The organism is Bacillus sp. TSO22 (assembly GCF_020223595.1).
Taxonomy (GTDB): domain Bacteria; phylum Bacillota; class Bacilli; order Bacillales; family Bacillaceae; genus Bacillus; species Bacillus inaquosorum.
This window is the reverse complement of record NZ_JAHAWO010000004.1, coordinates 60,036-86,533: the sequence shown is the minus strand read 5'-3', so window position 1 is coordinate 86,533 and position 26,498 is coordinate 60,036. Positions and strand designations below refer to the sequence as shown.

At 46.6% G+C, this 26,498-nt stretch carries 23 protein-coding genes and 1 pseudogene; 10 read left to right on the top strand and 14 right to left on the bottom strand.

The window, feature by feature from the left end; genetic code table 11:
• Nucleotides 1-5 precede the first annotated feature (5 nt).
• The 8 genes from KHQ79_RS05385 to arfM all read right to left on the bottom strand — a co-directional run bounded on the left by KHQ79_RS05385 (nt 6) and on the right by arfM (nt 11,293).
• Nucleotides 6-1,733 (bottom strand): ABC transporter ATP-binding protein, encoded by a 1,728-nt coding sequence (locus KHQ79_RS05385; RefSeq protein WP_225514337.1) that lies wholly within the window; start codon nt 1,731-1,733, stop codon nt 6-8.
• Nucleotides 1,734-1,821: 88 nt separating this feature from the next.
• A complete protein-coding gene (gene cls, locus KHQ79_RS05380; protein WP_019259749.1) occupies nt 1,822-3,324 on the bottom strand; it encodes a cardiolipin synthase in 1,503 nt (500 codons plus the stop codon).
• A gap of 102 nt (nt 3,325-3,426) precedes the next feature.
• Nucleotides 3,427-4,056 (bottom strand): YitT family protein, encoded by a 630-nt coding sequence (locus KHQ79_RS05375; protein ID WP_225514335.1) that lies wholly within the window; start codon nt 4,054-4,056, stop codon nt 3,427-3,429.
• A 153-nt stretch (nt 4,057-4,209) separates the two neighbouring features.
• Nucleotides 4,210-4,881: a respiratory nitrate reductase subunit gamma gene (gene narI, locus KHQ79_RS05370; RefSeq protein WP_003235851.1), complete on the bottom strand. Its 672-nt coding sequence runs from the start codon at nt 4,879-4,881 to the stop codon at nt 4,210-4,212.
• The gene (narJ, locus tag KHQ79_RS05365) at nt 4,878-5,432 is read right to left on the bottom strand and encodes a nitrate reductase molybdenum cofactor assembly chaperone (RefSeq protein ID WP_003235853.1); all 555 of its coding nucleotides are present in this window, start codon (nt 5,430-5,432) and stop codon (nt 4,878-4,880) included. The genes narI and narJ overlap by 4 nt, the downstream gene beginning before the upstream one ends.
• Nucleotides 5,433-5,458: 26 nt before the next feature.
• The gene (gene narH, locus KHQ79_RS05360; protein WP_003235855.1) at nt 5,459-6,922 is read right to left on the bottom strand and encodes a nitrate reductase subunit beta; all 1,464 of its coding nucleotides are present in this window, start codon (nt 6,920-6,922) and stop codon (nt 5,459-5,461) included.
• Nucleotides 6,912-10,598: a nitrate reductase subunit alpha gene (locus KHQ79_RS05355; RefSeq protein ID WP_060399729.1), complete on the bottom strand. Its 3,687-nt coding sequence runs from the start codon at nt 10,596-10,598 to the stop codon at nt 6,912-6,914. Before KHQ79_RS05355 ends, narH begins: the two co-directional genes overlap by 11 nt.
• A gap of 218 nt (nt 10,599-10,816) precedes the next feature.
• A complete protein-coding gene (gene arfM / locus KHQ79_RS05350; RefSeq protein WP_003235860.1) occupies nt 10,817-11,293 on the bottom strand; it encodes a Crp/Fnr family transcriptional regulator ArfM in 477 nt (158 codons plus the stop codon).
• Nucleotides 11,294-11,436: 143 nt separating this feature from the next.
• Here arfM and KHQ79_RS05345 point away from each other — a divergent pair, with 143 nt between their 5' ends.
• Complete coding sequence (locus KHQ79_RS05345) at nt 11,437-12,156, top strand: YwiC-like family protein (protein WP_225514334.1); 720 nt, start codon at nt 11,437-11,439, stop codon at nt 12,154-12,156.
• Between the two features lie 33 nt (nt 12,157-12,189).
• Here KHQ79_RS05345 and fnr read toward each other — a convergent pair whose 3' ends face one another.
• The 4 genes from fnr to KHQ79_RS05325 all read right to left on the bottom strand — a co-directional run bounded on the left by fnr (nt 12,190) and on the right by KHQ79_RS05325 (nt 16,422).
• A complete protein-coding gene (gene fnr / locus KHQ79_RS05340) occupies nt 12,190-12,906 on the bottom strand; it encodes a fumarate/nitrate reduction transcriptional regulator Fnr (protein ID WP_003235867.1) in 717 nt (238 codons plus the stop codon).
• 99 nt (nt 12,907-13,005) lie between these two features.
• Nucleotides 13,006-14,193, bottom strand: a complete 1,188-nt coding sequence (gene narK / locus KHQ79_RS05335; RefSeq protein ID WP_225514332.1) for a nitrate transporter NarK — start codon at nt 14,191-14,193, stop codon at nt 13,006-13,008.
• A gap of 133 nt (nt 14,194-14,326) precedes the next feature.
• Complete coding sequence (gene argS / locus KHQ79_RS05330; protein ID WP_060399733.1) at nt 14,327-15,997, bottom strand: arginine--tRNA ligase; 1,671 nt, start codon at nt 15,995-15,997, stop codon at nt 14,327-14,329.
• A complete protein-coding gene (locus tag KHQ79_RS05325; protein ID WP_003235873.1) occupies nt 15,994-16,422 on the bottom strand; it encodes a YwiB family protein in 429 nt (142 codons plus the stop codon). Before KHQ79_RS05325 ends, argS begins: the two co-directional genes overlap by 4 nt.
• A 313-nt stretch (nt 16,423-16,735) precedes the next feature.
• Between KHQ79_RS05325 and sboA the strand changes: the two genes are divergently transcribed.
• From sboA to KHQ79_RS05280, 9 genes and pseudogenes are all read left to right on the top strand, one after another.
• Nucleotides 16,736-16,867: a subtilosin A gene (gene sboA / locus KHQ79_RS05320; protein ID WP_003222002.1), complete on the top strand. Its 132-nt coding sequence runs from the start codon at nt 16,736-16,738 to the stop codon at nt 16,865-16,867.
• A pseudogene (locus tag KHQ79_RS05315) lies at nt 16,824-16,931 on the top strand (bacteriocin-like protein SboX); the annotation flags it as partial. The gene sboA and the pseudogene KHQ79_RS05315, both read left to right, overlap by 44 nt.
• Nucleotides 16,932-17,001: 70 nt before the next feature.
• Nucleotides 17,002-18,348 carry a subtilosin maturase AlbA gene (gene albA / locus KHQ79_RS05310; protein ID WP_225514331.1) on the top strand — a complete coding sequence of 449 codons (1,347 nt, stop codon included), beginning with the start codon at nt 17,002-17,004 and terminating at the stop codon, nt 18,346-18,348.
• A 12-nt stretch (nt 18,349-18,360) separates the two neighbouring features.
• On the top strand, nt 18,361-18,522 hold the full coding sequence (gene albB / locus KHQ79_RS05305; RefSeq protein ID WP_003222006.1) for an antilisterial bacteriocin subtilosin biosynthesis protein AlbB: 162 nt from the start codon (nt 18,361-18,363) through the stop codon (nt 18,520-18,522).
• Entirely contained in the window at nt 18,519-19,238 is a 720-nt protein-coding gene (locus KHQ79_RS05300; protein WP_003235877.1) for an ATP-binding cassette domain-containing protein, read from the top strand. The genes albB and KHQ79_RS05300 overlap by 4 nt, the downstream gene beginning before the upstream one ends.
• Nucleotides 19,231-20,541, top strand: coding sequence for an antilisterial bacteriocin subtilosin biosynthesis protein AlbD (albD, locus tag KHQ79_RS05295; protein WP_060399735.1), 1,311 nt, complete (start codon nt 19,231-19,233; stop codon nt 20,539-20,541). Before KHQ79_RS05300 ends, albD begins: the two co-directional genes overlap by 8 nt.
• Complete coding sequence (locus KHQ79_RS05290; RefSeq protein ID WP_119914413.1) at nt 20,531-21,691, top strand: insulinase family protein; 1,161 nt, start codon at nt 20,531-20,533, stop codon at nt 21,689-21,691. The genes albD and KHQ79_RS05290 overlap by 11 nt, the downstream gene beginning before the upstream one ends.
• 4 nt (nt 21,692-21,695) lie before the next feature.
• Entirely contained in the window at nt 21,696-22,976 is a 1,281-nt protein-coding gene (locus tag KHQ79_RS05285) for a M16 family metallopeptidase (RefSeq protein WP_003235883.1), read from the top strand.
• Nucleotides 22,973-23,674 (top strand): bacteriocin biosynthesis protein AlbG, encoded by a 702-nt coding sequence (locus tag KHQ79_RS05280; RefSeq protein WP_225514329.1) that lies wholly within the window; start codon nt 22,973-22,975, stop codon nt 23,672-23,674. The genes KHQ79_RS05285 and KHQ79_RS05280 overlap by 4 nt, the downstream gene beginning before the upstream one ends.
• A 6-nt stretch (nt 23,675-23,680) precedes the next feature.
• Here the strand turns inward: KHQ79_RS05280 and KHQ79_RS05275 are convergent, their stop codons facing one another.
• Both KHQ79_RS05275 and KHQ79_RS05270 read right to left on the bottom strand, forming a co-directional pair.
• Nucleotides 23,681-25,057, bottom strand: a complete 1,377-nt coding sequence (locus KHQ79_RS05275; RefSeq protein ID WP_119914416.1) for a YncE family protein — start codon at nt 25,055-25,057, stop codon at nt 23,681-23,683.
• Between the two features lie 39 nt (nt 25,058-25,096).
• Nucleotides 25,097-26,452, bottom strand: a complete 1,356-nt coding sequence (locus KHQ79_RS05270; protein WP_003235891.1) for a YncE family protein — start codon at nt 26,450-26,452, stop codon at nt 25,097-25,099.
• Nucleotides 26,453-26,498 lie beyond the last annotated feature (46 nt).

The following is a 26,498-nucleotide window of genomic DNA, read 5'->3' as shown; positions in this document are numbered from 1 at the left end:
TCCTCCTATTGCTGAACCATTTGCCCGAATTGCGCTTGATGCAGCCTGCTGTATAGGCCTCCGGCTTCAATCAGGTCTTGATGGCGGCCTTGTTCTTCAATACCGTTGTTTGTGACGACCACAATTCTGTCCGCGTCTTTGATCGTCGCCAATCTGTGGGCGATCACGAGCGTCGTGCGCCCCTCCGACAATTCTTGAAGCGCCTTTTGGATCGCCGCTTCTGTTTCTGTATCAAGAGCCGAGGTTGCTTCGTCTAGAATCAGGATTGACGGATTTTTCAAGAACATCCGTGCAATTGACAGCCGCTGCTTTTGCCCGCCGGAGAGCTTCACGCCGCGTTCACCGATAATGGTATCCAATCCATCCGGCATGTTATGGACGAGCTCTTCCAGATGCGCCTGTTTCACAGCCTGCCAAATGTCTTCTTCTGATGCGTCTAATCGGCCGTAGGCGATATTTTCTCGAAGCGTGCCCGAGAATAAGAAAACGTCCTGCTGCACGACGCCAATCTGCCCCCGCAGCGAAGACAGCGTCATATCTTTAATGCTGATGCCGTCGATCGTAATGTCGCCCTCCGATGCTTCATAAAAGCGCGGAAGCAGACTGCAAAGCGTTGATTTCCCCGCGCCTGACGGACCGACGAACGCAACCGTTTCCCCCGCTTGAATGGACAAGTTAATGTCATTGAGGACGTTGTGATGGTCATCATAGCCAAATGAAACATCTTCATAGCGGATATTGCCCTTCAGGCCGGAAACGTCTCTCGCATCCGGAGAATCCTGAATATCCGGCTCTGTCTCCATCAACTCCATATAGCTTTTAAAACCGGCGATCCCCCTCGGATACATTTCGATAATGGCATTAATTTTGTCAATGGGCCTGAACAGTACATTCGTCAGGAGCACAAACGCCACAAATTCCCCGTACGATAAGGAACCGCGAATGACAAACCACGTACCGCATAAAAGGACAAACAGCGTGACAAACCGAGTCAGCATATAGCTGATTGAACCGTTTTTCGCCATGATTTTGTATGAGGAAAGCTTTGTGACACGGAAACGCTGATTGTTGACGGCGAAACGTTCTTTTTCAAACGCTTCATTGCCGAACGCCTGCACGAGCCGAATGCCGCCGATATTATTTTCTACCCGTGCGCTGAAGTCTCCGATATCTTTGTTCAGCGTGGTAAATGCTTTGGTCATTTTTTTGTTGAAATAAAGCGCAAGCCAAATAACAATCGGCATGATGATAAACGTTAATAATGCCAGCTGCCAGTTAATAAACAGCATCACCCCGAACGCCCCGAGAATGGTCATGACGGCAATGAATAAATCTTCCGGACCGTGATGGGCAACTTCGCCGATGTACATTAAATCGTTCGTCAGCTTCGACATCAGCGTTCCTGTCTTGTTGTTGTCGTAAAATTTGAACGAGAGCTTTTGCAAATGGTCAAAAAGCGACTTTCTCATATCGGTCTCGATATTGATCCCGAGCATGTGCCCCCAGTATGTAACGATATACTGGAGAGCGGAGCTGAGCGCGTACACCGCAAATAAGCCGATTGAGGTCGCGATGATCAGCCCCCAGTCCCTGCCCGGAAGCAAGGTATCAATAAAATAATTGACGATCAAAGGAAAACTCAGCTCCATTAAGCCTCCCGCGATCGCCGAGAAAAAGTCGAGAAAGAACAACGTTTTATATGGTTTATAATACGAAAAAAACTGCCGCAGCACCCTATCTTCCCCCAATGCATAAATAACTGATAACATTTCTCAATTATACTATACACCGGCTGTTTTGAAAGATCAGATTTCTTTTTTCTTACAGAACACCTGAAAACAGACGGGCAAAGGATTCTTTTGTCCGGTCGGCCATTCCCCTTTTATAAAAGCCGACAGGGCTGAGTTTTTCACTGTCCAGCATATCCTCTTCGAAATGGGCTTCAAGAGTGCGAATCGCTTCGGCATCTGCGAAGAACACGTTCACTTCAAAGTTGAGCTGGAAGCTGCGCATGTCCATATTCGCGGTGCCGACGGAGGCGAGGTCGCCATCAACGATCATGACTTTTTGATGCATGAAGCCTTTTTGATACGAATAAACTTCAATGCCCTCCAGAAGCAGCTCTGGGAAATAGGATCTCGACGCGTATTGTGTCAAAAAACTGTCGTTCTTCTCCGGCACCATCACTCTTACCTCCACGCCTTTTGTCGCCGCTGCTTTCAGCGCCGTGCGAATGGACTCATTCGGGACAAAATAGGGCGTGGCAATCCATACTGATTTCTGCGCTGAAGAAATCATTTCATAATAAAGGTCGCTCATGCTTTCCTTCATGTCAGGGCCTGTCGCGACAATTTGATAAATGCCCCCTCCCTCCACGGGAACCGGCGTATTGTACGCCTCTTGATCAATTAACACTTCATTGGAGACATATTCCCAATCCAGCATAAAAATGGCGTGAAGCGTTTGCACAATTTCTCCTTCCAGCCGCAGGTGAGTATCTCTCCAAAACCCGATGTACGGATCTCTGCTTATATATTCCTTCCCGACATTTAATCCGCCCACAAAACCGATTTTCCCATCGATGATCACGATTTTCCGGTGATTTCTAAAATTCAGTTTCTGATTGAAGAACCCGTATTTCAGGGGAGAAAACGGAACGATGTCCACTCCCGCTTGTTTCATTTTCATGATATCTCTGCTTGCCAGCTTGATGCTCCCTGCGGCGTCATATAAAAACCGCACCTCGACACCCTGACGCGCTTTCTCCATCATAATGTCCATCATGCCGCGGCCGAGCATGTCTGATTTAAACATGTAGTATTCAATATGTATATAAGATTCCGCTTTCCTCATCGCTTTGAAAATGTCCGGGAAGGTTTCTTCACCGTTTTTCAGCACTTTGATATTGCTTTTCGTATTGATATTCATATGGGCAGCCCTGATGGAATACGTAAAGAACCTTTCCTGATTGTCCTTCAGCCCTGTCACTTCCGGCGTTTCCTCCATGTCAAACAGCTTCCTGAGCTTTTCCCTGTTGTACATTCGTTTTGTCTTAAACAGCTTTCCCTTCACATAAAGCTGTCCGGAAAACAGATAAAACATATAGCCGGCGATTGGAAAAAAGACAAGAATGTGAATCCATAACAGCGTGTGCTGCGAGGTGCGGTTTTCAAGAATTAACGAATAGATGCTGAACAAAATAATACTTCCATAGCAAAGCAATCCTCCGTAAAACTCAAGTCTGGAAACCGGAAAAAACCATATAACATATGCCCCGATAAGCATCATATATAAAAAGAAAAACTCCAGTCTCCTTTTCAGCATCCTGATTCTCTCCAATCTAATCCGATTACCTCCGTATTTCCTCTTCTTTCTAACATTTAAACCTTTGCAGAAGAAAAGCCTCCCCGCACGAGGCGGAAAGGCTTATGATGAGGCTTCCTGTGATTGGCCGGGTGTGATGTTCTGGAACAAAGCCGAGTTGAGAGAGTAGCTGCTTTTAATTTTATTTTTGAAGAAACTGACGATCAGGCCCGTGGCCGCAATCGACACTAAGGAGCAGAGCCCTTTCAGCAAGCCGACTGAGAAGATGCCGGCCAGCACTACGGCAAAATCAAAGAGGAAATTAACTGTCCCAGGATTCCATCCGTACCGTTTTTGCATAAATAAAGCGAGAATATTGGCGCCGCCGAGGGATGCCTGATGATAAAACATGAGAGACAGGCCGAATCCAATCAGCGCCCCGCCGCAAATTGCCCCGGCAAGCGACGAAAAAGAGACAGACGGCAGCCAGTGATCCGCGCTTGTAAACAGAGTCAGCGCTGTGACTGCAAATACAGTTGATAAGGTGAATGTGATGCCCATTCTGATGAGAGAAAATATATAAAACGGGATATTAATCAGAAAGAAGATAATAGCAAACGAGGAATGAAACAAGTATGTCAGGCTTAGTGACAGTCCGGCTGTACCGCCGGTTAATACATGAGAATGTCTGAGTGTCAGGACCCCGGCGCTTGTCATAAGACAAGCAGTTAAAATGAGTAAAATCCGCTTCATTCTTCACTCTCCTTTTTAGATGATGTTATTTCCAAATACAAACATAACAGGATTCCTGGCCGCCCAGCCATTACCTTGGCAGAAAATATCTTGCGTTTTTATTTTTTCATCAAACGATTATCATAAAAAATCCCCCTCATTGAGGGGGGATTTTTACGAGCGTTTCCGATACACGACATAGCTTCGTGTCAAATATTTGAGCGGAAGGCTGAACACGTGAACCAATCTCGTAAACGGCCACAGGATAAAAACGACGTATCCTATAATAATATGAAGCTTAAACCATAGCGGGACACTCTCCATCAAGGAGGCGTCAGGCCTGAACAAAACGATTTCCCTGAACCACGGCCCTACAGTTGTCCGGTAATCAAATCCTTTCGAATCAATGTTGAGAAACGTGGCTGCAACACCCGACAGCATCATGAACAGCAGCAGGAGGAGCGTAAGGATATCCGATGGCGAGCTGGTTTTGCGGATTCTTTTGTCAAACAGCCTTCTGTACGTCAGGATGATAAGTCCGGTACATGCCGCGATCCCCGCCGGTAGGCCTGCGCCAATCGCCATTTTGTGATACACATGCTCTGAAATGCCAATGGAAGAGTACAAGGCTTCCGGGATCAAAATTCCCATGAGATGCCCGCCGATAACGCACACCATGCCCCAGTGAAAAAGTGTGCTGCCCGCCGCAAGTTTTTTCTTTTCCAAAAGCTCGCTTGATTTCGCCGTCCAGCCAAATTGGTCATGCTGATAGCGGTAAATATGGCCGCCGATAAAGATCGTCAATACAATGTATGGCATGACGCCCCACAGGATCTGCCCGCTCATGCCTGAACAGCCCCTTCAACGCTTTCACGCACGCCGATGTTTTCCAGCGCGGACAGCAGCACGTGCAGCAGCTCAGCATAGATGCTGTCATTTTTTTCAAGACGGGATGCCAGCTCCCTCACATTGGACAGATATTTCTCAAACACACTTCTTGCTGCTTCAATCTCCGCAATCGCGGCAAATTCCAGCATAAGCGGCAGGTAATCAGGCAGCTCTTTCTCTGTCGGCAGGAAGCCGGATTGCTCGTATGTGTTTTTTAATTGCAGCAATTCAATGCCTCGTTCCCTTTGCTCGCCTGAGTTAAAGTAGGTGACGTACATATTCGTTTTTTTCCCGAAGTCAAACGTATAGACATAGTGTTCAATCAGCGCTTCTTGAGAAAAGCCGGCTGTCGCATCGAAAAAGTGCAGCAGCTTCTCCCGGATTTGCTGGTTGCCGATTTCAAGGATAAGAGCCTTCCAATCGGGAAGCTCGGCTCTCCACTCTTCATCCGGATAAGAAAGAAGATAGGAAAGAGCGGAGAACGTGATTTGCCGGTCTGTGGTGTTCATCTTGTTACACCTCATTTAATCAAAAATTAGAAACAAGAGCCGGGGCCGCCTGAAAATGATAAGCCGCAGCTCCCTTGTTCAGCGTATAAATCAGACACTTCTTCTCGATGGCTGTTCGGAATCACAAAGCGGTCATCATATTTGGCGATCGCAAGCAGCCGATACATGTCTTCAATTTGCTGTTCTGTTAAGCCGACACTGGAAATCAGTGCCGGGTCGACGGTTTTATTCGTCTGGACCGCTCTCATATACTGGCGCATGACAGACATTTTCTTTAATGTTGACCGAATATGATCCGTATCACCGGCCGTTAATAGCTGTGCCAAATAGTCAATCGGAATTCTCATTTGGTCGATAGCCGGAAAAATATCTTCCGCAGATTGCCGGCTGCCTTTTCCTTCAAAGAGATTCATAATCGGGCTAAGCGGCGGAATGTACCAAACCATCGGCAGCGTGCGGTACTCAGGATGAAGCGGCAGCGCAATCTTCCAATCAATGATCATTTTATAGATCGGCGATTGCTGCGCGGCCTCTATCCATTCAGCCGGGATGCCTTGTTCTTTTGCCAATTTGGCAATCTCAGGATCATTCGGATCAAGAAAAACTTCTAATTGGGAATGGTAGAGATCCTTTTCATTTTCAACAGATGCCGCTTCCTCCACTTTGTCCGCGTCATACAGCATGACACCGAGGTAGCGGATTCTGCCTACACACGTCTCAGAGCAGATGGTCGGCAGTCCCGCCTCCAAGCGCGGAAAGCAGAGTGTGCATTTTTCCGCTTTGTTCGTTTGCCAGTTAAAATAGACTTTTTTATATGGACAGGATGAGACGCAATATCTCCATGAACGGCATGCGTTTTGATCGACAAGCACAATGCCGTCTTCCTCGCGTTTGTACATGGCGCCGGACGGGCAAGACGAAACACACGCTGGGTTGATGCAGTGCTCGCAAATACGCGGCAGATACATCATAAAGACCTCATCGAATTCTGTTTTGATCGATTCCTCCATCTTTTGCACGTTTGGATCTTCAAGTCCCGTAATATGGCCGCCTGCGAGATCATCCTCCCAGTTCGGGCCCCATTCAATATTCATAAAGTCCCCGGTCAAGGACGATTTCGGGCGCGCCACTGGCTGGTGTTTTTTCTGCGGGCTGTTTGTTAATGTTTCATAATCATAGTTCCAAGGTTCATAGTAATCATCAATCGACGGCTGGTTCGGATTATAGAAAAGTCCTGCAAGCCGATTCGTTTTCGGGCCTGATTTCAGCTCGAGCTTTCCTTTTTTCAATGTCCAGCCGCCTTTATATTTGTCCTGATCCTCCCATTGCTTCGGGTAGCCGATGCCCGGCTTTGTTTCTACATTATTGAAGTACATATATTCCGCACCTGAACGGTTTGTCCACGTGTTTTTGCAGGTGACGCTGCACGTGTGGCAGCCGATGCATTTATCCAGGTTCATGACCATACCGATTTGCGCTTTAATCTTCAAGCCAATCGACCTCCTTCAGCTTGCGGATGACGACGTTCAGGTCGCGCTGATTCCCTGTTGGACCGTAATAGTTAAAGCCGTAGCTGAGCTGGGCATAGCCCCCGATCATCTGTGTCGGCTTTACGTGAATCCTTGTCGGACTGTTATGGGTGCCTCCGCGGTTATTCGTCAGTTTTGTGCCGGGCACGTTGATGTGGCGGTCCTGCGCATGGTGCATAAACGCCATTCCTTTAGGAATCCTGTGAGACAAAACCGCTCTCGCGACGACAACGCCGTTTCGGTTGAAGCATTCAATCCAATCGTTGTCTTTGATATCCGTATCCATTGCATCATCTTTATTCATCCACACGGTCGGCCCGCCGCGGAACAGCGTCAGCATCGGCAAAGAGTCAAAATACATGCTGTGGACAGACCATTTATTATGCGGCGTCAAATAATTGAGGACAATTTCTTTGCCCTCTTGATCAGGCCGCTTGCTCAGAAACGGGCGATGCTGGAGGATCGGTTTAAATGTCGCCATCGTTTCACCGAATTCCATCATCAGTTCATGATCGACATAATAAGATTGTCTGCCCGTCAGCGTCCGCCATGGGATTAATTTTTCAACGTTCGTCGTAAACGGCGAGTACCTGCGCCCTCCTTTTTCTGAGCCGGTAAATGCCGGAGACGTGATGACCGTTTTCGGCTGGGCTGTAATTTGTTCAAACGTAAAGCATTCTTCCTCCCGTTCTTCCGCCAGGTCTTTCAGCTTCAGGTTTGTGATGTTTTCAAGTGATTCCCATGCTTTTACTGCGACTTTTCCATTCGAGGTGGATGATAGGGTTAAAATTGCTTCTGCCGCCTGTTTTGCTTCACTTATATTCGGACATCCCTTCGCGATGCTGTCCGAGGTGATTTCTCCCAGCCTCTTTTTGAGTGATTCATATTCATCAGCTATCGACCAGCTCATCCCTTTTGTTCCGCTCGGTTTTAAACCGGCGTAAGGCCCGAGCGCGGTCATTTTATGAAAAATATGCTTGTAATCCCGTTCAACGACTTGGATGTTCGGCATCGTTTTTCCCGGAATGGCTTCACATTCGCCTTTGCTCCAGTCATTGATTTTGCCGAACGGCTGGGCCAATTCCTGCATCGTGTCGTGGAGGAGCGGCGTTGCTACCACTTCTTTCACCGGCTCCATATCGACTTCTTCTGCCAGATCGGAAACGGCTTTTGACAGCGCCTTGAAAATATCCCAGTCTGACTTCGATTCCCACGGAGCCGAGATCGCAGGAGCAAATGGATGAATGAACGGATGCATATCCGTGCTGCTGAGATCATGTTTTTCATACCATGTCGCCGCCGGTAGCACGATATCGGAATACAGCGCCGTACCCGCCATTCGAAAATCAAGGTTGATTAATAAGTCGAGCTTTCCTTCCGGCGCCTGCTCCCGCCATTTGATTTCTTCAGGGCGGATGCTGTCGCTGTCGTCATTCATCAAACCGTTCGTCGTCCCCAGCAGATGCTTGAGAAAATATTCATGCCCTTTTCCTGAGCTGGAGATCAGATTTGCCCGCCATACGAAGAGATTCCTTGGAAAATTGGCTTCATTGTCGGGATCTTCAATCGCGAACTTCAGTTTTTTCTCTTGAAGCTGTGAGGCCACGTACGCACCGACGTCTTTAGGTGTTGCCGCCCCCGCTCTTTCAGCTTCTTTGTATAGATCAATGCCGTTTTTATTGAAGGTCGGGTAAGACGGCAGCCACCCTAAGCGCGCCGCCAGCACATTATAATCGGCGTGATGCTTGTAGCGGGATGACGCAGCGATCGGTGAAGCCAGGTCACTGATCGGCTGGTCCTCGTAACGCCACTGGTCTGTCGCAAAATAGAAAAATGAGGTGCCGTTTTGCAGCTTGGGCACGCCCTCCCAGTCCTTTGCATTGGCAATCGTCTGCCACCCTTCAGCAGGACGGAGTTTTTCCTGCCCCACATAATGGGCCCAGCCTCCGCCGTTTACGCCTTGGGCGCCTACCAGTAAAACTAGATTTAACACCGCTCGGTAGATCGTGTCGGAGTTGAACCAGTGGTTGATCCCCGCTCCTACGATAATCATGGACCGGCCGTCTGTATCAATCGCATTTTGGGCAAACTCTCTGGCAATTTTAATGACGGCTTCTTTTTTGATTCCCGTCATCTGTTCCTGCCAGCCAGGTGTAAACGGGTGAGGATCATCATAAGAGACGGCTGATTGTTCGCCGATGCCCCGGTTTACGCCGTAGTTGGCCAGTATCAAGTCAAACACGGTTGTGACACATACCTCTTCACCGTTCAGGTCCAGTTTTTTAATAGGAAGATCCCGCTCAAGCACTTTGTTTCCGTCATTTGAAAAATACGGGATGCGCACCGTTCCGATTTCGTCCTCTATTCCGAGCACAGAGAGACGGGGCTCAATCGGTTCTCCGGTTTCTTCATCGACCATGTGGAGGTTCCACTTCTGCTGCCCGTCCCAGCGGGAGCCCATTGTCCCTTGCGGTATGGCAAATGCGTTTGTCTGTTCATTCCAGACCGCAGGCTTCCACTGATCATGCTTTGTCTGCCGCCCGATGTCCTTGGCATGCAGAAACCGCCCCGCTGTATATACGCCATTTTCTTTTGACAGGGTAACGAAGAATGGAAAATCCGTGTATTGCTTCGCGTACTTAATAAAACGTTCCGTCTCTTGATTCACGTAAAATTCCTGCAAAATGACGTGACCCATCGCCATCGCAAGCGCCCCGTCAGTCCCTTGGCGGATACTCAGCCAGTCATCCGCGAACTTTGAGGATTCCGCAAAATCCGGACTGATCGAAATGACCTTAGCGCCTTTATAGCGGGCCTCCGCCAAAAAGTGCGCGTCAGGTGTTCTCGTTAACGGAACGTTGGAGCCCCATGTGATGATATAGCCTGAATTGTACCAATCACTGCTTTCCGGAACATCTGTCTGGTCACCCCAAATTTGCGGGGACGCCGGAGGAAGATCCGCATACCAGTCATAAAAACTGAGCATAGGGCCGCCGATTAATGACATAAACCGGGAGCCTGACGCGTGGCTGATCATGGACATGGCCGGAATCGGAGAAAAACCGACATTCCGGTCAGGCCCGTATTTCATAACTGTATATAGCAGAGAGGCTGAAATCAGCTTCAGCACCTCCGGCCATTCAGCACGCACAAACCCGCCTTTCCCTCTTGCCTGTTTATAGGACTTCGCTTTTCCAGGGTTTTCAACGATCGATTTCCAGGCTTCCAATGGATTTTGATGAGCCTGCAGTGCTTCCCGCCACAAATTGATCAGCACACTGCGCACGTACGGATATTTCACACGGAGCGGGCTGTAGATGTACCATGAAAAACTGGCCCCCCGCGGACAGCCTCTCGGTTCGAAATCAGGCATATCCGGGCCTGTTGAAGGATAATTCAAATTTTGTCCTTCCCACGTGACAATTCCGTTTTTCACATAAATATTCCAGCTGCAGGACCCCGTGCAGTTGACGCCGTGGGTGGAGCGAACGACTTTGTCGTACTGCCATCTGTTTCTGTATACATTCTCCCAATCGCGATCTTCGCGGGTGGTTTGGCTATGTTTATTTGAATGGTGTTCGATAGGAGAGAAATAGTTCAATCTCCTAAACAACGGACTCATTTTCTTTTTCTTCATGAGAGTTCACTCCTTCCGAGTCAGGTGCTTCTATGTTCACTATAAACAGAGACAGCGTTTTTCCTTGTGAACTATGTCACACACTATGTTTTTTTCACAAAATGTTCACACAAAGGAGAAGGAAGGACTTTCACAGGGATGTGATGAAGACGGCGTTCAGGCAGGACGCCTGAGTCATTAGCCGACTCTCATTCAAAGGTCAAAAAAACCGGTTCTAATTAAGAACCGGGTTCGGCGTTTTCATCCTGTGATGTATGCAGATACCGCAAAAATAATTGATAGGAACAAAAGACATTTTGCTGAAGCATGGCCAAAAAATTCATTTGCAGCTGCGGATTGTAAGACATCATTTTTTTAAATATGTAATAAGGGATATTGAGTATCAGAATGTCTGGAGAGGCATTGACTGAGATAAAAGGCGATAAATACAGCCCGCCTTTTTCATCAATCGGAAACACATCGCCTTTTTCCCACAGCGCAACGGTTTTCGATCCTTCAGGGAGCCTGCTGTCCATAAAACGGATACTTCCTTTTAATACAATATAAACGGATTGAGAATGGAGAAAGGATGGAGACTGATCAGATGAGCCGCGGATCAATGTCCCGTTTTTCAGCAAGGTTTCGACAATGGATAGAGGCACTTCATTAAACATGGGAAGTTGTTTCAGAAATAATAAATAGTCACACTGATTCATAGGAAAGCCTCCTGTGCTAAGGATAACTTTAGTGTAGCTCGATTGAGCCTGTACAGCAGTGATGTATTTCACAGCTTGTATGATGAATGTCACTTATCGGGGGGATGACTGCATTTATAATGAAATAAAAAAGGAGGATTTTGATGAAGGCACTGATTCCGAAGCAGCACGGCGCATGGGCGATGCTGCTGATTCCATTTTTACTCGGCATGATCAAGGGAGGTCCCGTTTTCTGGCATATTCCGCTATTCCTAGGCTGGCTTTTCCTTTACTTGGCGGTTTATCCTGTTACGCTCGCCTTAAAAAAGAAACAAATCAAACCCTATCAAAAGTGGATATGTTATTACGGTTTTCCGGCCTGCTGCTGTTTATTTGCCTCTGTCTTTCATAAGCCGCCGCTCATCTGGGTTGGCGTTTCTTTATTGCCGCTGTTTCTCATACATATGTATTACGCCCGCCGAAAAAACGAACGAGCGCTAGTGAATGATATTGCAGGTGTCTTGTTCTTTTGTTCAGGCGGACTTGCAAGCTGCTGGCTGGGGACTGGAACCCTTGACGGCTGGGCTTGGTTTATTTTCTCTCAATCTGCTTTATTTTTTATCGGGAGTTCCTTTTATGTGAAGTCGGTGATCCGGGAAAGAAAAAACAGCGCATTTGCATACTGGTCTTGGGGATATCACCTGCTGCTCCCCTTTTTATCTAGTCTTCTCGGAGCAGGATGGGCATTTCTTGCTTATATCCCAAGCAGTTTGCGGGCATGGTTTTTTCACGGAAGGGATTGGCCTGTGAAAACGATCGGTATTCTGGAAATCGTAAATGCCTGCTTCTTTTTCGCCGTCATGTATATATTTATCACAAGATAAAAAACCAAGGACCGCCGGCGGTCCTTGGTTTCTTCAGTCAATATTGCAAATCTCCAGCGGACAATTTTCACACTCAATCTCGCATCGCAAATAGTCCCGCTTGTGCAAAATAATTTTTCCGGATTCTTCTATCGAAATCACCCCTTGTTTGCGGAGATCTCCCAGCATCCGGTTGACACTCTCCCTTGCCGCCGCGCAAAACTTTGCCAAATCCTGATTTGTCAGCACAATGTTAATCAGAATGCCGTCGCTTCGTTCCACCCCGTAGCTGTTTGATAAGCGGATAAGAGTGGAGTAGAGCGCCCCCTTTTTGCCGTGAAGAAGCAGATCTCTGATTTTGGACTGAATTTTCCGGAGGTGGGTGCTCATCCATTTCATAAATTCAAATGTCAAAGCACCGTTTTGGGTTAATTCCTTTTCCAGCTTGCTTTTATTAATGACGAGCACCTCGCCATCCTCTAGCACTTTCGCACTGAGCATATATCTCGGTTCTTCAGTGAAAAGTGTTAATTCCCCGACGATATCGTTTTTTTGGCAGATTCTAAGTGTCAGGTCTTTTCCGTCAGACGTCAGCTTGCCGATTTCAATGAGTCCTGATTGAATCAGATAAAGCTCTTCTGCATCCATTCCTTCTTGAAACAAATACGTGTGTTTTTCCATTTTTCTTTTCGTGCTGATTGATTCCAGCAATTCATGCAGATCGCTGGAAAGAAAGTCACTGTCAGATGGTCGAACAGAGAGAAAATTCATGAGCTCACCTCGAAGAAAGTCACGTTGCGTATGTCTATTGTAACGTGAATTGATTTGCACCCCTCCAGAAAAAACTAACAATCTTGTGAATGCCCAGTGTTAGTTGACGCTCTGACTGTTTCTCTCCGTGTGCGTTTTCATTCTTTCCTGCCAATACATCCATATGACAAGGACAAAGCTGGCTAACGCAACTTCCGAAAGCGCCATGAAGCCGATCGCATATTGTCCTGTTGCCTGAAACACACTCGTCAAAATCAGCGGAGGGAAAAAACCGCCTAGTCCGCCCATAGCAGACACAATACCATTGGCAATCCCCGCTTGCTTCGAAAAATAGAAAGGCACCAGTTTAAAAACGGTCCCGTTTCCTATGCCTGAGCAGACTGCCACCGTTAATGACCCAAACGTATAAAGGCCGATCGTCGGCGAGAACGATAAGATAATGCCTGATAATGTAAGTCCCGCAAAAACGAACATCAAGATGCGGAGCGGGCTCATTTTATCAGCCAAGAGTCCTCCCACAGGCCTGAGCAGCGTTGATACGGCAATAAATCCAGCCGTCCGCAAACCGGCGTCCGCAGGATTCAGCCCAAAGTTCTCAACTAGAAAGTTCGGCAGATAGATGGTGAAAGCGACAAAGGCGCCGAACGTAATAAAATAAAACAGGCTCAAAAACCACAATACATGATTTCGGTAAACGGCTTTGATTTGAGTTTTTATGGAAACATTCACTTTCTTCTCATGCCGGTCGCCGAATAATACGTGCAGCAATGCGAAAACTGCCAGCAGAACCAGATACATCTGCACAGTTGTTTTCCATCCCGCAGCTTGAGCGATAACCGGCGCGGCAAATGTGGTAATGGCGGTTCCGATGTTTCCGGCCCCGTAAATCCCATTGACGACACCGTGCTTTTCTTTCGGATAATATTTCGGCAGGGATGTCACCCCAATGGAGAATACCGCTCCCCCAATCCCTAAGAAAAAACCGCCCGCGATTAAATCAAACAGAGAATCCGCGATACTGATCCAAAACACAGGAAATAAAAGCAGGATGAAGCTGATCATGAACATCAGCCTTGCGCCAAACCTGTTCGTTAAATACCCTAAAGGAATGCGGAGAAGCGACCCGAGGATTACGGGAATCGCTGTCACCAAAGAAATCTCGCCTTTGCTTAAATGAATATCTAATGTGATTTGGGAAATGAGTGATGAAATCAGCACCCAAACCATAAACCCTGCCACCAAGCTTAATGACTGTAACGATAATTGAATGTGTTGACGGTTGATCATTTGGCTTGCCCCTTTCAATGATTCAATAATCAGTCTTATCATACAAAAACCCAGCAAACAGGATTGTGAATTACATCACACGTTTTCCTCATAAAAAAAGGGCAAAGCCCGCAGGCTTTGCCCTTTCTCATCATTACATTTTTTCCGGAGCCGATACGCCGATCAGCTGAAGCGCATTGTTCAGCGTAATTTGCGTTGCTTTCATTAAAGCCAGACGCGCACGGCTTTTCTCTTCATTTTCAGGATCGATGACTTTCTCTGCATTGTAGAAGCTGTGCAGAGAAGAAGCCAAATCATAAATATAGTTTGTGACACGGTGCGGAATTCGTTTTTCCGCCGCTTCCGCCACTGCCTCCGGGAAGCCGCCGATCGTTTTCAGCAGGTCATATTCTTTTTCTGATTGAATATGGCTGAAATCAAGATCCGCCGCCGGCTTAAGTCCCTGCTCTTCCCCTTGGCGAAGCATGCTGCAAATACGGGCATGTGCGTATTGTGCATAATACACAGGGTTTTCGTTAGATGTTGATACAGCAAGATCTAAGTCAAAATCCATATGCGTATCCGCACTGCGCATCGCAAAGAAGTAACGCACGGCATCCAAGCCGACTTCTTCAATCAGGTCGCGCATCGTTACCGCTTTACCTGTCCGTTTGCTCATTTTCATTTTCTCGCCGTTTTTGTAAAGGTGAACGAGCTGAATGATTTCTACTTCAAGTGTTCCTTTTTCATAGCCAAGCGCTTCGATTGCCGCTTTCATACGCGGGATGTAGCCGTGGTGATCGGCGCCCCAAACGTTGATCAGCTTATCAAAGCCGCGGTCAAGCTTATCCTTATGGTACGCGATATCAGGCAGCAGGTACGTGTACGAGCCGTCCTTCTTGATCAATACACGGTCTTTATCATCGCCGAACGCCGTAGAGCGGAACCAAGTTGCGCCGTCTTCTTCATAGACATGGCCTTTTTCGCGGAGCGCTTCAAGCGCCTTGTCGATTTTTCCGTTTTGGTACAGTGAAGTTTCGGAATACCACACATCAAACGGCACACGGAAGTTTTCCAAGTCCTTGCGAAGCTTTTCCAGCTCGTATTTCAGACCGTAATCACGGAAAAATGCGAGGCGTTCGCTTTCCTCTTCGTTGACGAAACGGTCGCCGTATTCCTCTGCGAGACGCTTTCCGATCGCAATGATATCCTCGCCGCGGTAGCCGTCCTCCGGCATCGGTTTTTCCAAGCCGAGCGCTTCAAAATAACGGACTTCCACAGAAAGCGCCAGGTTGTTGATTTGGTTTCCGGCATCGTTAATGTAGTATTCACGGCTCACATCGTAACCAGCCTTTGAAAGCACATTGCACAGGGAATCGCCGACAGCCGCACCGCGCGCATGGCCTAGGTGAAGGTCTCCCGTCGGATTCGCTGATACGAATTCTACCTGGACTCGTTCACCGTTTCCGATGTTCGTTTCCCCGTATGCTTCTCCTGCTTCCAATACAGACGGAATCAGCTTCGTTAAATATTGATTGTTCATATAGAAATTGATAAAACCCGGGCCAGCGATATCTAGTTTTTCAATCGAAGCCTTTCCTTTATCAAAATGAGCGACAATTTCTTCAGCGATTTGGCGCGGCGCTTTTTTTGCGATTCTAGCCAGCTGCATCGCCATATTCGTTGAATAATCGCCGTGTGTTTTATCTTTCGGTGTTTCTAAAATGACATTGGGAAGCTGGCTTTCTTCAGCCAGTCCCGCTTTCAGAACGGCCGCTTTGATTTCTTCTTTCAGCACGTCCTTCATTTGTTCCGCAATGTTCATGCGTGAGTTCCTCCCTCATACGTGATCGTCATATTATGTAAATGCTGCTGCTCGTCTCCGACATGCATGTCATATGCGATGCTGATACGGCCTTTTTCTTCGCCGAGATCAGATTGAATCGATTTTGTGCTTGTTTTCAGCTCAAGCTCACCAAATGACATTTTATATTTAGCAATTGTGGAAGCTCCCGTTACGAAACGCTGATTCATTTTGACAGCGCCTGACCTCATGACCAGCACTTCGCCTTCGCTTACTTTCACAATCGTTTTCACTTTGCCTAAGTCGTGTTCCTCATAATAAGATAGATACACTTTATTTTGTTTTACATAGTAAAATCCGGTGGTGCGGAATTCGATGACTTCCTGGTTTCCGTCATCCTCGATCACAGACTTCACATGGAGTGTTATCGGTGTCTCTTGCTTCATTTTGACACGTCCTTTTCATCATTCCACTTTGACTTGAATAGTATAATCATTCAGTTTGTAAACTTCAACTGCTTCTATCTTACCATCATTGCTCATCATATTTGAAGATAAACCTCATAAAAAGCATTTCCTTAATAGAAGAGAAAATCATATCACTAATTACCTTTAGGAAATGTTACACTTTTCCGAAATCTACCGTTTTCATTTCACATTTTCTTCAAAATATATGTATTGAATTGGTAATTTATTAGTTTTATCATAAAAGTACAACATAGATCTGCTAGAAAAAACAAAAAAAAGGGAGGATTCAATTATGAAAAAAGCTGTTATTGTAGAAAACAAAGGTTGTGCAACATGCTCGATCGGAGCCGCTTGTCTAGTGGACGGTCCTATCCCTGATTTTGAAATTGCCGGTGCAACAGGTCTATTCGGTCTATGGGGATAAGGTTCTCCAAAAAGGGCATAGTGATTCTACTATGCCCTTTTTAAGTAAATTACAATTTTTAACTTAAATCTACCTCATGGTTTATACATACACAATCGTTTTTCATTTGAATCATATGTAGAGGGGATGGTATTTTGTTTATAGAGCAGATGTTTCCATATATTAATGAAAGTGTAAGAGTTCACCAGCTTCCTGAGGGCGGCGTGTTAGAAATCGACTACTTGCGCGATAATGTCTCCATTTCTGACTTTGAGTATTTGGATCTTAACAAAACGGCTTACGAGCTTTGCATGCGAATGGATGGGCAAAAAACGGCTAAACAGATTTTAGCGGAGCAATGCGCAGTGTACGATGAATCACCGGAGGACCATAAGGACTGGTATTACGACATGCTCAACATGCTTCTGAACAAGCAGGTCATCCAGGTTGGAAATCGGGCCAGCCGCCACACAATCACCACGAGCGGAAGCAATGAATTTCCGATGCCGCTGCACGCCACCTTTGAGCTGACGCACCGCTGTAATTTGAAATGCGCTCACTGTTATTTGGAAAGCTCGCCGGAAGCGCTCGGCACCGTGTCGATTGAACAATTCAAGAAAACGGCTGATATGCTGTTCGACAACGGTGTGTTGACATGCGAAATCACGGGCGGAGAAATTTTTGTCCATCCGAACGCCAATGAGATTCTTGACTATGTATGCAAAAAGTTCAAAAAGGTTGCTGTCTTAACGAACGGAACACTCATGCGAAAAGAGAGCCTTGAGCTGTTGAAGACTTACAAGCAAAAAATCATCGTCGGCATATCTCTCGATAGTGTGAATTCCGAGGTCCATGATTCCTTTAGAGGGAGAAAAGGCTCTTTTGCCCAAACTTGTAAAACGATAAAATTGTTGAGTGACCACGGGATATTTGTCAGAGTCGCCATGTCCGTTTTCGAAAAAAACATGTGGGAAATCCACGATATGGCCCAAAAGGTTCGGGATCTCGGGGCGAAGGCGTTCTCTTACAATTGGGTTGATGACTTCGGAAGAGGCAGAGATATCGTCCACCCCACAAAAAATGCCGAGCAGCACCTCAAATTTATGGAATACGAGCAAAATATCATTGATGAGTTTAAAGATCTGATACCGATTATTCCTTATGAGAGAAAACGCGCGGCAAATTGCGGCGCTGGCTGGAAGTCCATCGTAATCAGCCCGTTCGGAGAAGTACGTCCGTGCGCGCTCTTTCCAAAGGAATTTTCATTGGGAAATATTTTTCATGATTCATATGAAAGCATCTTTAACTCCCCTCTCGTCCATAAACTGTGGCAAGCGCAGGCGCCGCGATTCAGCGAGCATTGCATGAAAGACAAATGCCCGTTCAGCGGCTATTGCGGAGGCTGTTACTTAAAAGGGCTGAACTCTAACAAATATCACCGGAAAAACATTTGCTCCTGGGCGAAAAATGAACAATTAGAAGACGTGGTCCAGCTTATTTAGGAGGGAAACGATTTGTCACCAGCACAAAGAAGAATTTTACTGTATATCCTTTCATTTATCTTTGTCATCGGCGCAGTCGTCTATTTTGTCAAAAGCGATTATTTATTTACGCTGATTTTCATTGCCATTGCCATTCTTTTCGGGATGCGCGCGCGGAAGGCTGACTCGCGATGAGCATTTTGGATATACACGATGTCTCCGTTTGGTATGAACGGGACAACGTCATCTTAGAACACGTGGATTTACATTTAGAAAAAGGCGCTGTTTACGGATTGCTTGGGGTAAACGGCGCCGGAAAAACGACACTGATCAATACGCTGACCGGGGTGAACCGTAATTTCAGCGGGGGCTTTACGCTGTGCGGCATTGAAGCAGAGGCCGGCATGCCGCAGAAAACATCAGATCAGCTGAAGATTCACCGTTACTTCGCCGCCGATTATCCGCTGCTGTTTACAGAAATTACGGCTAAGGACTATGTGTCTTTCGTTCACTCGCTTTATCAAAAGGATTTTTCAGAACAGCAGTTTACCAGTTTGGCCGAGGCCTTTCATTTTTCCAAATACACCAACAGGAGAATTGCGGAGCTGTCCTTGGGGAACAGGCAAAAGGTTGTGTTGATGACAGGCTTATTGCTGCGGGCTCCCCTGTTTATTTTAGATGAGCCGCTCGTCGGTTTGGATGTGGAATCGATAGAAGTCTTTTATCAAAAAATGCGCGAGTACTGTGAGGCAGGCGGAACCATTCTGTTTTCTTCCCATCTGCTTGATGTCGTGCAGAGATTTTGTGATTATGCGGCCATTCTTCACAACAAACAGATCCAAAAGGTCATCCCGATTGGTGAGGAGACCGATCTGCGGCGGGAATTTTTTGAGGTGATCGGCCATGAATAACATATTCCCCATCATGTCTCTGCTGTTCAAACAGCTTTACAGCCGGCAAGGGAAAAAGGACGCCATTCGCATTGCCGCAGGGCTTGTGATTCTCGCCGTGTTTGAAATCGGGCTGATCCGTCAGGCCGGCATTGACGAATCGGTGTTGGGAAAAACATATATCATACTCGCGCTTCTTTTGATGAACGCATATATGGTGTTTCTTTCTGTGACATCTCAATGGAAGGAATCTTATATGAAGCTGAGCTGCCTGCTGCCGATTTCTTCACGGAGCTTTTGGCTCGCCCAGAGTGTCGTTCTGTTTATCGACACCTGTTTGAGAAGAACATTATTCTTTTTTATTTTACCGCTGTTCTTATTTGGAAACGGAACGCTGTCAGGGGCGCAAACGTTCATTTGGCTTGGCAGATTTTCGTTTTTTACCGTTTACTCAATAATATTCGGTGTAGTACTAAGCAACCATTTTGTCAAAAAGAAGAACTGGATGTTTCTGCTGCATGCAGCCGTTTTCGCCTGTGTATGCTTCAGTGCCGCTTTTATGCCGGCCGTTACGATCCCGCTATGTGCGGTTCATATGCTATGGGCGGTGGTCATTGACTTTCCTGTCTTTCTGCAGGCGCCTCCGCAGCAGAGCAAGATGCATTCTTTTTTGCGGAGATCTGAATTTTCGTTTTACAAAAGGGAATGGAACCGATTTATCTCCTCTAAAGCGATGCTGTTAAATTACGTGGTGATGGCGGCGTTCAGCGGATTCTTTTCGTTCCAGATGATGAATACCGGCATCTTCAATCAGCAAGTGATTTATATTGTGATTTCCGCCCTTCTGCTGATCTGCTCGCCGATCGCCCTTTTGTACTCTATTGAAAAAAACGATCGGATGCTGCTCATCACGCTTCCGATTAAACGAAGAACAATGTTTTGGGCGAAATACCGCTTTTATTCAGGCCTATTGGCAGGCGGATTTCTCCTTGTCGCTATCATTGTGGGCTTCATCAGCAGCCGTCCGATTTCAGCTCTCACTTTTGTGCAGTGTATGGAATTGCTGCTGGCGGGAGCGTTTATCCGGTTAACCGCGGATGAAAAAAGGCCGTCCTTCAGCTGGCAGACGGAACAGCAGCTCTGGAGCGGTTTCTCAAAATACCGGTCTTATCTATTTTGTCTTCCTCTTTTCTTAGCCACATTAGCCGGCACCGCTGTCTCCTTGGCGGTTATTCCGATTGCCGGGCTGATCATAGTCTATTACCTGCAAAAACAGGATGGTGGTTTCTTTGATACAAGCAAAAGAGAACGGCTTGGAAGTTAACCTGCTGAAGACTCATCAATTTTCAACAATCTCAATCGCCGCGAGCTTTCTGAAGCCAATCGAAAGCGCGGCGGAACCTGAAGAAGAAACAATCTATTTTTACGGTGCCGCCGCACACCTGAAGCAGCAAATCATTGACGCTTTCGGTTATGCTGCCGGCAGCCGCTTTATGTATTCAGCGAATCTCTTTTTTGACCAGCAGCTGAAAACCTGCGGAACCCGTTTGATTCACCCGTTATATGACAAGAGTCTTCATGTTGATGCCCTGATGAAGACATTTGCAGACATCTCCTTCCCTTCTTCTCTTTCAGCCGAAGCTGTTGAAAGGGCAAGGAATGAGCTGCTGCTGAAGATCGAAAAAAAATTCGCTGACCCCTTCTCCTACTCGGCGGCCCGCTTGGCGGAGGAGGCCTTCGGAAACCCAATGTACGGCACAGCCATGTTTGGCCGGAAAGACAAGATACAGACGATCCATCCTAAACGGTTTCTCGACGCAACGGACTTCATCGTTGATTTATTGTCCCATCAAAAACAGCTGAACATATTGGGACACGTACAAGCCTGTGATGTTCCGGGACATGCCCAGCACACGTCTGCCATGACGGCTGGAAGAATACCCGTGAACCGGCATGTTTTTGAAACAGAGACACGCAGCGCAGCAGGCCCTTCCGTCTTGACACTCGGGTTTGACTGCGGGGAGATGAAAGACGCCAGCGATTATATCAAAATCCAGCTGATAGACGGATTGCTCGGAAAATACGGTCATTCCGCTTTATTCAAGCATTTTCGCGAGAAGGATCTGGCAGTCTATCACGTCATCACCCGATACGACATCATGAACAATTTGCTGCTTGTTTCAATATGTACGGATCAGCTTCATGAGAAAGAGATTCCCCCGCGCGTTTTAGAAGCTGTCTCACATTTTCAAACGGATGAACAGGAACTAGAACAGGCAAAGCAATTTTTACGCAATGAAATGCTGCTGCAATTCGATTCTCCAGAAGGGCTTTTGGCCTATATGGGGATTCTGCGCCGCTTCTCCTGCACGAAGGAAGACTTGCTGGATGGCATCTCAGCGGTTACGTGCCGTGATGTGTTGGAATTCATAGCGACTATCAATTATATCGGAGCTCATGTAGTAAGGGGATGAAGAGATGGAAAAGAAAGCTTTTTTTCAACAGCTGGATGAACGAACCGATATCAGATACACAGACAGCGGACTGAAAATATTCAGATTGAAATTTCCCCGCGCAAACCTGCGGCTGTGCAATGTGAAAATCGATTTTGGGAGCCGGGATGTCCGCTTACAGGCAGAATCCGGCGACACGCAACTCCCATATGGCACAGCCCATTTTTTAGAGCATCTTCTCTTCTGGCATAATGGCCGCAATCTGTACAGTGATTTCTTTGCTCATGGCGCGCTTTTAAATGCGTTCACTACCTACACCGATACCAATTTTATGTTTACCTCATTGCCGAATCGGTGTAGACAGACGATCCCCATCCTGCTTGATGCGTTATCGAACCACTCATTTGACAAGCAGATGATCACTCAGGAAAAAGCTGTGATTACAAATGAAATTCAAACAGCACATCTCAATCATCAGCTCTCTTACCATTATCAACTGATCAGCATGCTTTCTCCCGCCTCACCTGCTGCGGTCTTCCCTGCAGGCAGAATCAAGGACATTGAGGCGATGGACATCCGTGATTTACAGAAAGCCTACAAGGCCGCCTACAAGCCCCAGCGGATGACGCTGTTTTTGATTGGAGGCTCAGAAGATTCGGAAACCCTTTTGCCTCCTCACCTCCGGCTGGAAAAGCGTCCAGATCATAAAGCAGATAGAAAAATGATTCCCGCGTGCCCTCCAACCCTTTCGCAAAAAGAGGTGCTGGGTGATGAGGAGAGGCCTGAAGACACATGGACCGGACTGCAAATCGGCGCACTCCCCGGACAAAATGATCTGTTGACGTTAAAGCTTTATTGGGACATCGCGTCTCGTATTCTATTTCAATTCGGTTCGCCTTTTTTTCAAGAAATTCAGCAAACGTACCGCCTGGAAATCAATCGCTTGTCAGCCGAGGCTCACATGTATGAGGATGGCGGTTTTTTGATCCTTCACAGCCAAGGGGCGCATTCTTCGGCTTATATCGATGTCGCTTCCTACTATGTCAGACAGCAGAAAAAACAAATCGCGGCCTGGCTCCAATACGGCAAGAACTCCTTGACGGACGCGATCATTTATGACAGCGATTATGTGCGTAAATGCTTTGAATGGGCGGCCGAGTGTGAACGGTTCGATTGCTCATTTCTCGACTTGTACCGCACCATTCACGATATGAATGTCCAGGATTTCATGTCTCTCATTGATGTATTGGGATCTTCTAAAAAAGCGGTCATTCACGTTTCACAGAAAGAGGCGATTGGACAATGAGAAAAAGCACTGTCTTTACCGTGTTATTGCTGCTCGTTGGTATGGCGGCGTATTCCTTCGGCTGGGTTCAGACCTTCGCCGAAGCCGCTGCCCAATATGTAAAGATGATCAACAATGATGCTGTGCGGCTCGGACTGCTGGCTTGTATCGCTTCCGTCCTGATGCTGCCCGCTTTTCTCTATCTTCACTATGTCACCCAATCCGTAAAAAACATGACAGCAGCCTTTCAGAAACTCACACAGTCTCATCAAAGCTGCTGTGACTTCCAGCATCACAGATTGTGCAGCCGTTATGCCGACGATGTCAAATCGCTGCGTGACAGCTATAAAAACGTCCGCCAAGCATACGTGATGGCTGCTGTATTATGCCAAGTCATCATATTCGGCTGCATGTTCGAAATCGTCAAAGCCGTCCCTTTCCGTTTTCACACGCCCCCTGCCGTTTCAACGGGACTTGCGGTGTTGCTGATTTTGTATTTATTGTTTTATATGCGAACGTACTTGATGCAGTTTTTCCAGCATGGCACCCTGTTCAGAAAAGTGCTTGTGGGAGTGCTGACAGGAGCCGGAATATGGTGGATGCTCAGTTTTACCATAAGTGAACTGCTGTTTCTGATCATCCTGGCAGCCATCCAGCAGATCGGGTCATTTATTTATAAACGATTCTCTTATCGCAGCTCTGCTTCTCTCGACCTGTGAAATAAGCTATATCGCTATCGCAGACGGACCGGCCCCAACAGGAATCACCGTCACAGCTGTATAATCACTTGTGCGGTACACTGTCACGGTATTGTCGTTGGGCTGTGCTGCATAAATGTACTGATTGTCCGGCGTTACGGCGAGGTCAGAGGCGCCGGGGAGAGAGGCAGTTGTTATAAAGGTATGCTGCGCTGTATCTACGACAGTGAGATTCTCGGGAAATGCCTCAAAATAGGGCTCAAGGAAAAACGCACGAGTCCCGTCAGCAGAAAAAACAATTGTAATTAAACCGTCAAACAGTCTGTTAATTTGTGAAGATTCGCTAAATGTTGTCAAATCTATCACAGAAACGACATTCGGCCTTAGCTCACCATTTTCCAGATAAGCAAAATCCCCTATTAACGGGGTTTCAATAAGATTTGGTGTTTCAAAGTTACTTAAACTATCAATCAGCTGCCCTGTATTGATGTCATATTTATTAACGACCCAAAATCCAGAGTTGGTCGTATAGAAAAACTGTCCGTTAGGGTCCAGGGCAAAATCGTCCGCAGCGGGTGACACCGTGAATGTATTGGTAATGGTTTGCGAGGAAATATTAATTTCATAAATGGAGCTGCCCCCTGCGAGAATATAAGCAAATTCGCCCCCAGTTTCAAACTGGATTTTTCTTGGGGCTCCTGCAAGAGGGATGGTTTGTGTAACTGTTAATGTTTCGTTGTTAATGATCGATACAAGATTCGCATTCCTATGGAGAACATACGTATACGCTTTATCCAAGGTAACACCCAGATCAGTCGGGATATCAGATAAAGAAATGGTACTTACAAGAGTATTCACGTCAGTATCAATGACCGAAACCGTGCTGTCTCCAGTGTTTGCAGTAAACACGTAAGATCGCTGATCCGGTTCCGGTACAAGCACAATCGTCCCCGTCACCGATAAAGGACTGCCGTAGAACGGCGGAACGACAACAAGGTTCTCGATCGTGATGCCACTGAAATCCGGGCAATCATCCGGGTTATCAGAATAATAGACGACTTGATCGATCTCTGCATTGTGAATGACAGAAACAGCCCCGTCCCCTTGTCCATATTGATTTCTTACAGGTGAGACACTGACAAGAAGCGTAACGGTCCCTTGCAGACGCACAGCATATTGAACACCGATATCTTCTGGTTCCGGCCCAGTCTGGATTAAGCAAGGCTCACTGATACAGGACAAATTGTCTGTACTCCACGTAACCGCTGCAGCTGCTTCGGCAGAATCAATAGTGAACCCCTCAGGAATGTCAATCGGCACTTGAAACGGCGCTTCTCGGCTGATCTCCTCATCACAAAAACAGAAACAATTTTCCTGTAAGTCAGAAAGATCATTTTTTTTCATAATTTCACGTCCTTTTAAAAATGCACAACATGCATTTGGTTAAATTGCAATGGCACTCGGTGAAACCCCAAGAGGTATGACAGTTTCCACAGAATAATCACCTGTGTTGTAAACCGTAATGCTTTGCTCTATAAAATGAGTTGCATACAGAAATTCGCCATTCGGGGTAAACGCAAAGTCATTTCCCCGTTGTGGAAGATTTCCTATTACGTCTGCACCACCTGGACTGACGGAATATAGATTGTGAGTGAAACCATCAAACAAATACACCTCTGATCCGCTCGTAAACATTAGATACTCACCTTCATACTCCAGCTCTTGGGTACTACTGATCGTAAAGGTATTTAAATCAATAATCGTCAAATAATTGAAGAAGTGATCTTCTTCTAATACATAGGCATATCGCTCCGGCGGCTTTGTTTCTATGGAATTTACAATAAGCTCTCGTTCAATCGTTCCTGTAACTTCACCGGTAGATAAGTCCACTTTTTGCACTAAACCAAAATCAAGAACATAGGCAAACAACCCATTAGGATCAATTGCAATATCATACCCTTCAACAGGAATAGACCTTTCTACAGTTGACGTTTCCATTCTGATCACATAAATGGCATTACCGGCGAGAACATATGCGAAATCATGTTCAGGCATAAATTTAATAGTTTCAGGCGGCTGATCTAGCAGAATGGATGTAGTAACAGTCAATGTGTCATAATCGATGACAGAAATCATATTATTGTTAAAATGCAAGACAAACACAGAGCTTTTATCCGGGGTTATTTCAATACCTGTCGGCTCGAACGGTAGAGCAATCGTTGTGAACACGGCATGAGTGTTTGTATCAATCACAGAAACCGATTGAGCATCTGGATTCGCTGTAAACGCATAAACAGGTTCCGGTTCCGGTACAAGCACAATCGTCCCCGTCACCGATAAAGGACTGCCGTAAAACGGCGGGACGACAACAAGGTTCTCGATCGTGATCTCACTGAGATCCGGGCAATCATCCGGTTCATCAGAGTAATAGACAACTTGATCGATCTCTACATTGTGAATGACAGAAACAGCCCCATTCCCTTGTCCATATTGATTTCGTACAGGTGAGACACTGACAAGAAGCGTAACGGTCCCCTGCAGGCGTACTGCAAATTGAACACCGACCTCATCAGGCTCAGGCCCCGTTTGAATTAAACAGCGTTCACTGACACAAGAAAGGCTGTCTGCATTCCATGTGACGTTTGCAACAGCCTCAGCCGGATCAACGACAAACCCCTCAGGCAATTCAATCGGTGCTTGAAACATTGCTTCACGGCTAGTTTCTTCCTCACAAAAACATAAACATTCTTCTTGTGCGACTCCTGCTTTTTCTTTAAAGGAAAGCTTATTTTTTCTCATACCTTCACTTCCTTTTCAGAAATACACTGCTCACGCAGATACAACA

What these genes read in the sequence shown, in the direction of transcription:
- cls (WP_019259749.1), bottom strand. Translation starts at nt 3,324, where the DNA reads ATGCTGAAAAGGAGACTGGAGTTTTTCTTTTTATATATGATGCTTATC.
- KHQ79_RS05375 (WP_225514335.1), bottom strand. Translation starts at nt 4,056, where the DNA reads ATGAAGCGGATTTTACTCATTTTAACTGCTTGTCTTATGACAAGCGCC.
- narI (WP_003235851.1), bottom strand. Translation starts at nt 4,881, where the DNA reads ATGAGCGGGCAGATCCTGTGGGGCGTCATGCCATACATTGTATTGACG.
- narJ (WP_003235853.1), bottom strand. Translation starts at nt 5,432, where the DNA reads ATGAACACCACAGACCGGCAAATCACGTTCTCCGCTCTTTCCTATCTT.
- KHQ79_RS05355 (WP_060399729.1), bottom strand. Translation starts at nt 10,598, where the DNA reads ATGAAGAAAAAGAAAATGAGTCCGTTGTTTAGGAGATTGAACTATTTC.
- arfM (WP_003235860.1), bottom strand. Translation starts at nt 11,293, where the DNA reads ATGAATCAGTGTGACTATTTATTATTTCTGAAACAACTTCCCATGTTT.
- KHQ79_RS05345 (WP_225514334.1), top strand. Translation starts at nt 11,437, where the DNA reads ATGAAGGCACTGATTCCGAAGCAGCACGGCGCATGGGCGATGCTGCTG.
- fnr (WP_003235867.1), bottom strand. Translation starts at nt 12,906, where the DNA reads ATGAATTTTCTCTCTGTTCGACCATCTGACAGTGACTTTCTTTCCAGC.
- narK (WP_225514332.1), bottom strand. Translation starts at nt 14,193, where the DNA reads ATGATCAACCGTCAACACATTCAATTATCGTTACAGTCATTAAGCTTG.
- argS (WP_060399733.1), bottom strand. Translation starts at nt 15,997, where the DNA reads ATGAACATTGCGGAACAAATGAAGGACGTGCTGAAAGAAGAAATCAAA.
- KHQ79_RS05325 (WP_003235873.1), bottom strand. Translation starts at nt 16,422, where the DNA reads ATGAAGCAAGAGACACCGATAACACTCCATGTGAAGTCTGTGATCGAG.
- sboA (WP_003222002.1), top strand. Translation starts at nt 16,736, where the DNA reads ATGAAAAAAGCTGTTATTGTAGAAAACAAAGGTTGTGCAACATGCTCG.
- KHQ79_RS05300 (WP_003235877.1), top strand. Translation starts at nt 18,519, where the DNA reads ATGAGCATTTTGGATATACACGATGTCTCCGTTTGGTATGAACGGGAC.
- albD (WP_060399735.1), top strand. Translation starts at nt 19,231, where the DNA reads ATGAATAACATATTCCCCATCATGTCTCTGCTGTTCAAACAGCTTTAC.
- KHQ79_RS05285 (WP_003235883.1), top strand. Translation starts at nt 21,696, where the DNA reads ATGGAAAAGAAAGCTTTTTTTCAACAGCTGGATGAACGAACCGATATC.
- KHQ79_RS05280 (WP_225514329.1), top strand. Translation starts at nt 22,973, where the DNA reads ATGAGAAAAAGCACTGTCTTTACCGTGTTATTGCTGCTCGTTGGTATG.
- KHQ79_RS05275 (WP_119914416.1), bottom strand. Translation starts at nt 25,057, where the DNA reads ATGAAAAAAAATGATCTTTCTGACTTACAGGAAAATTGTTTCTGTTTT.
- KHQ79_RS05270 (WP_003235891.1), bottom strand. Translation starts at nt 26,452, where the DNA reads ATGAGAAAAAATAAGCTTTCCTTTAAAGAAAAAGCAGGAGTCGCACAA.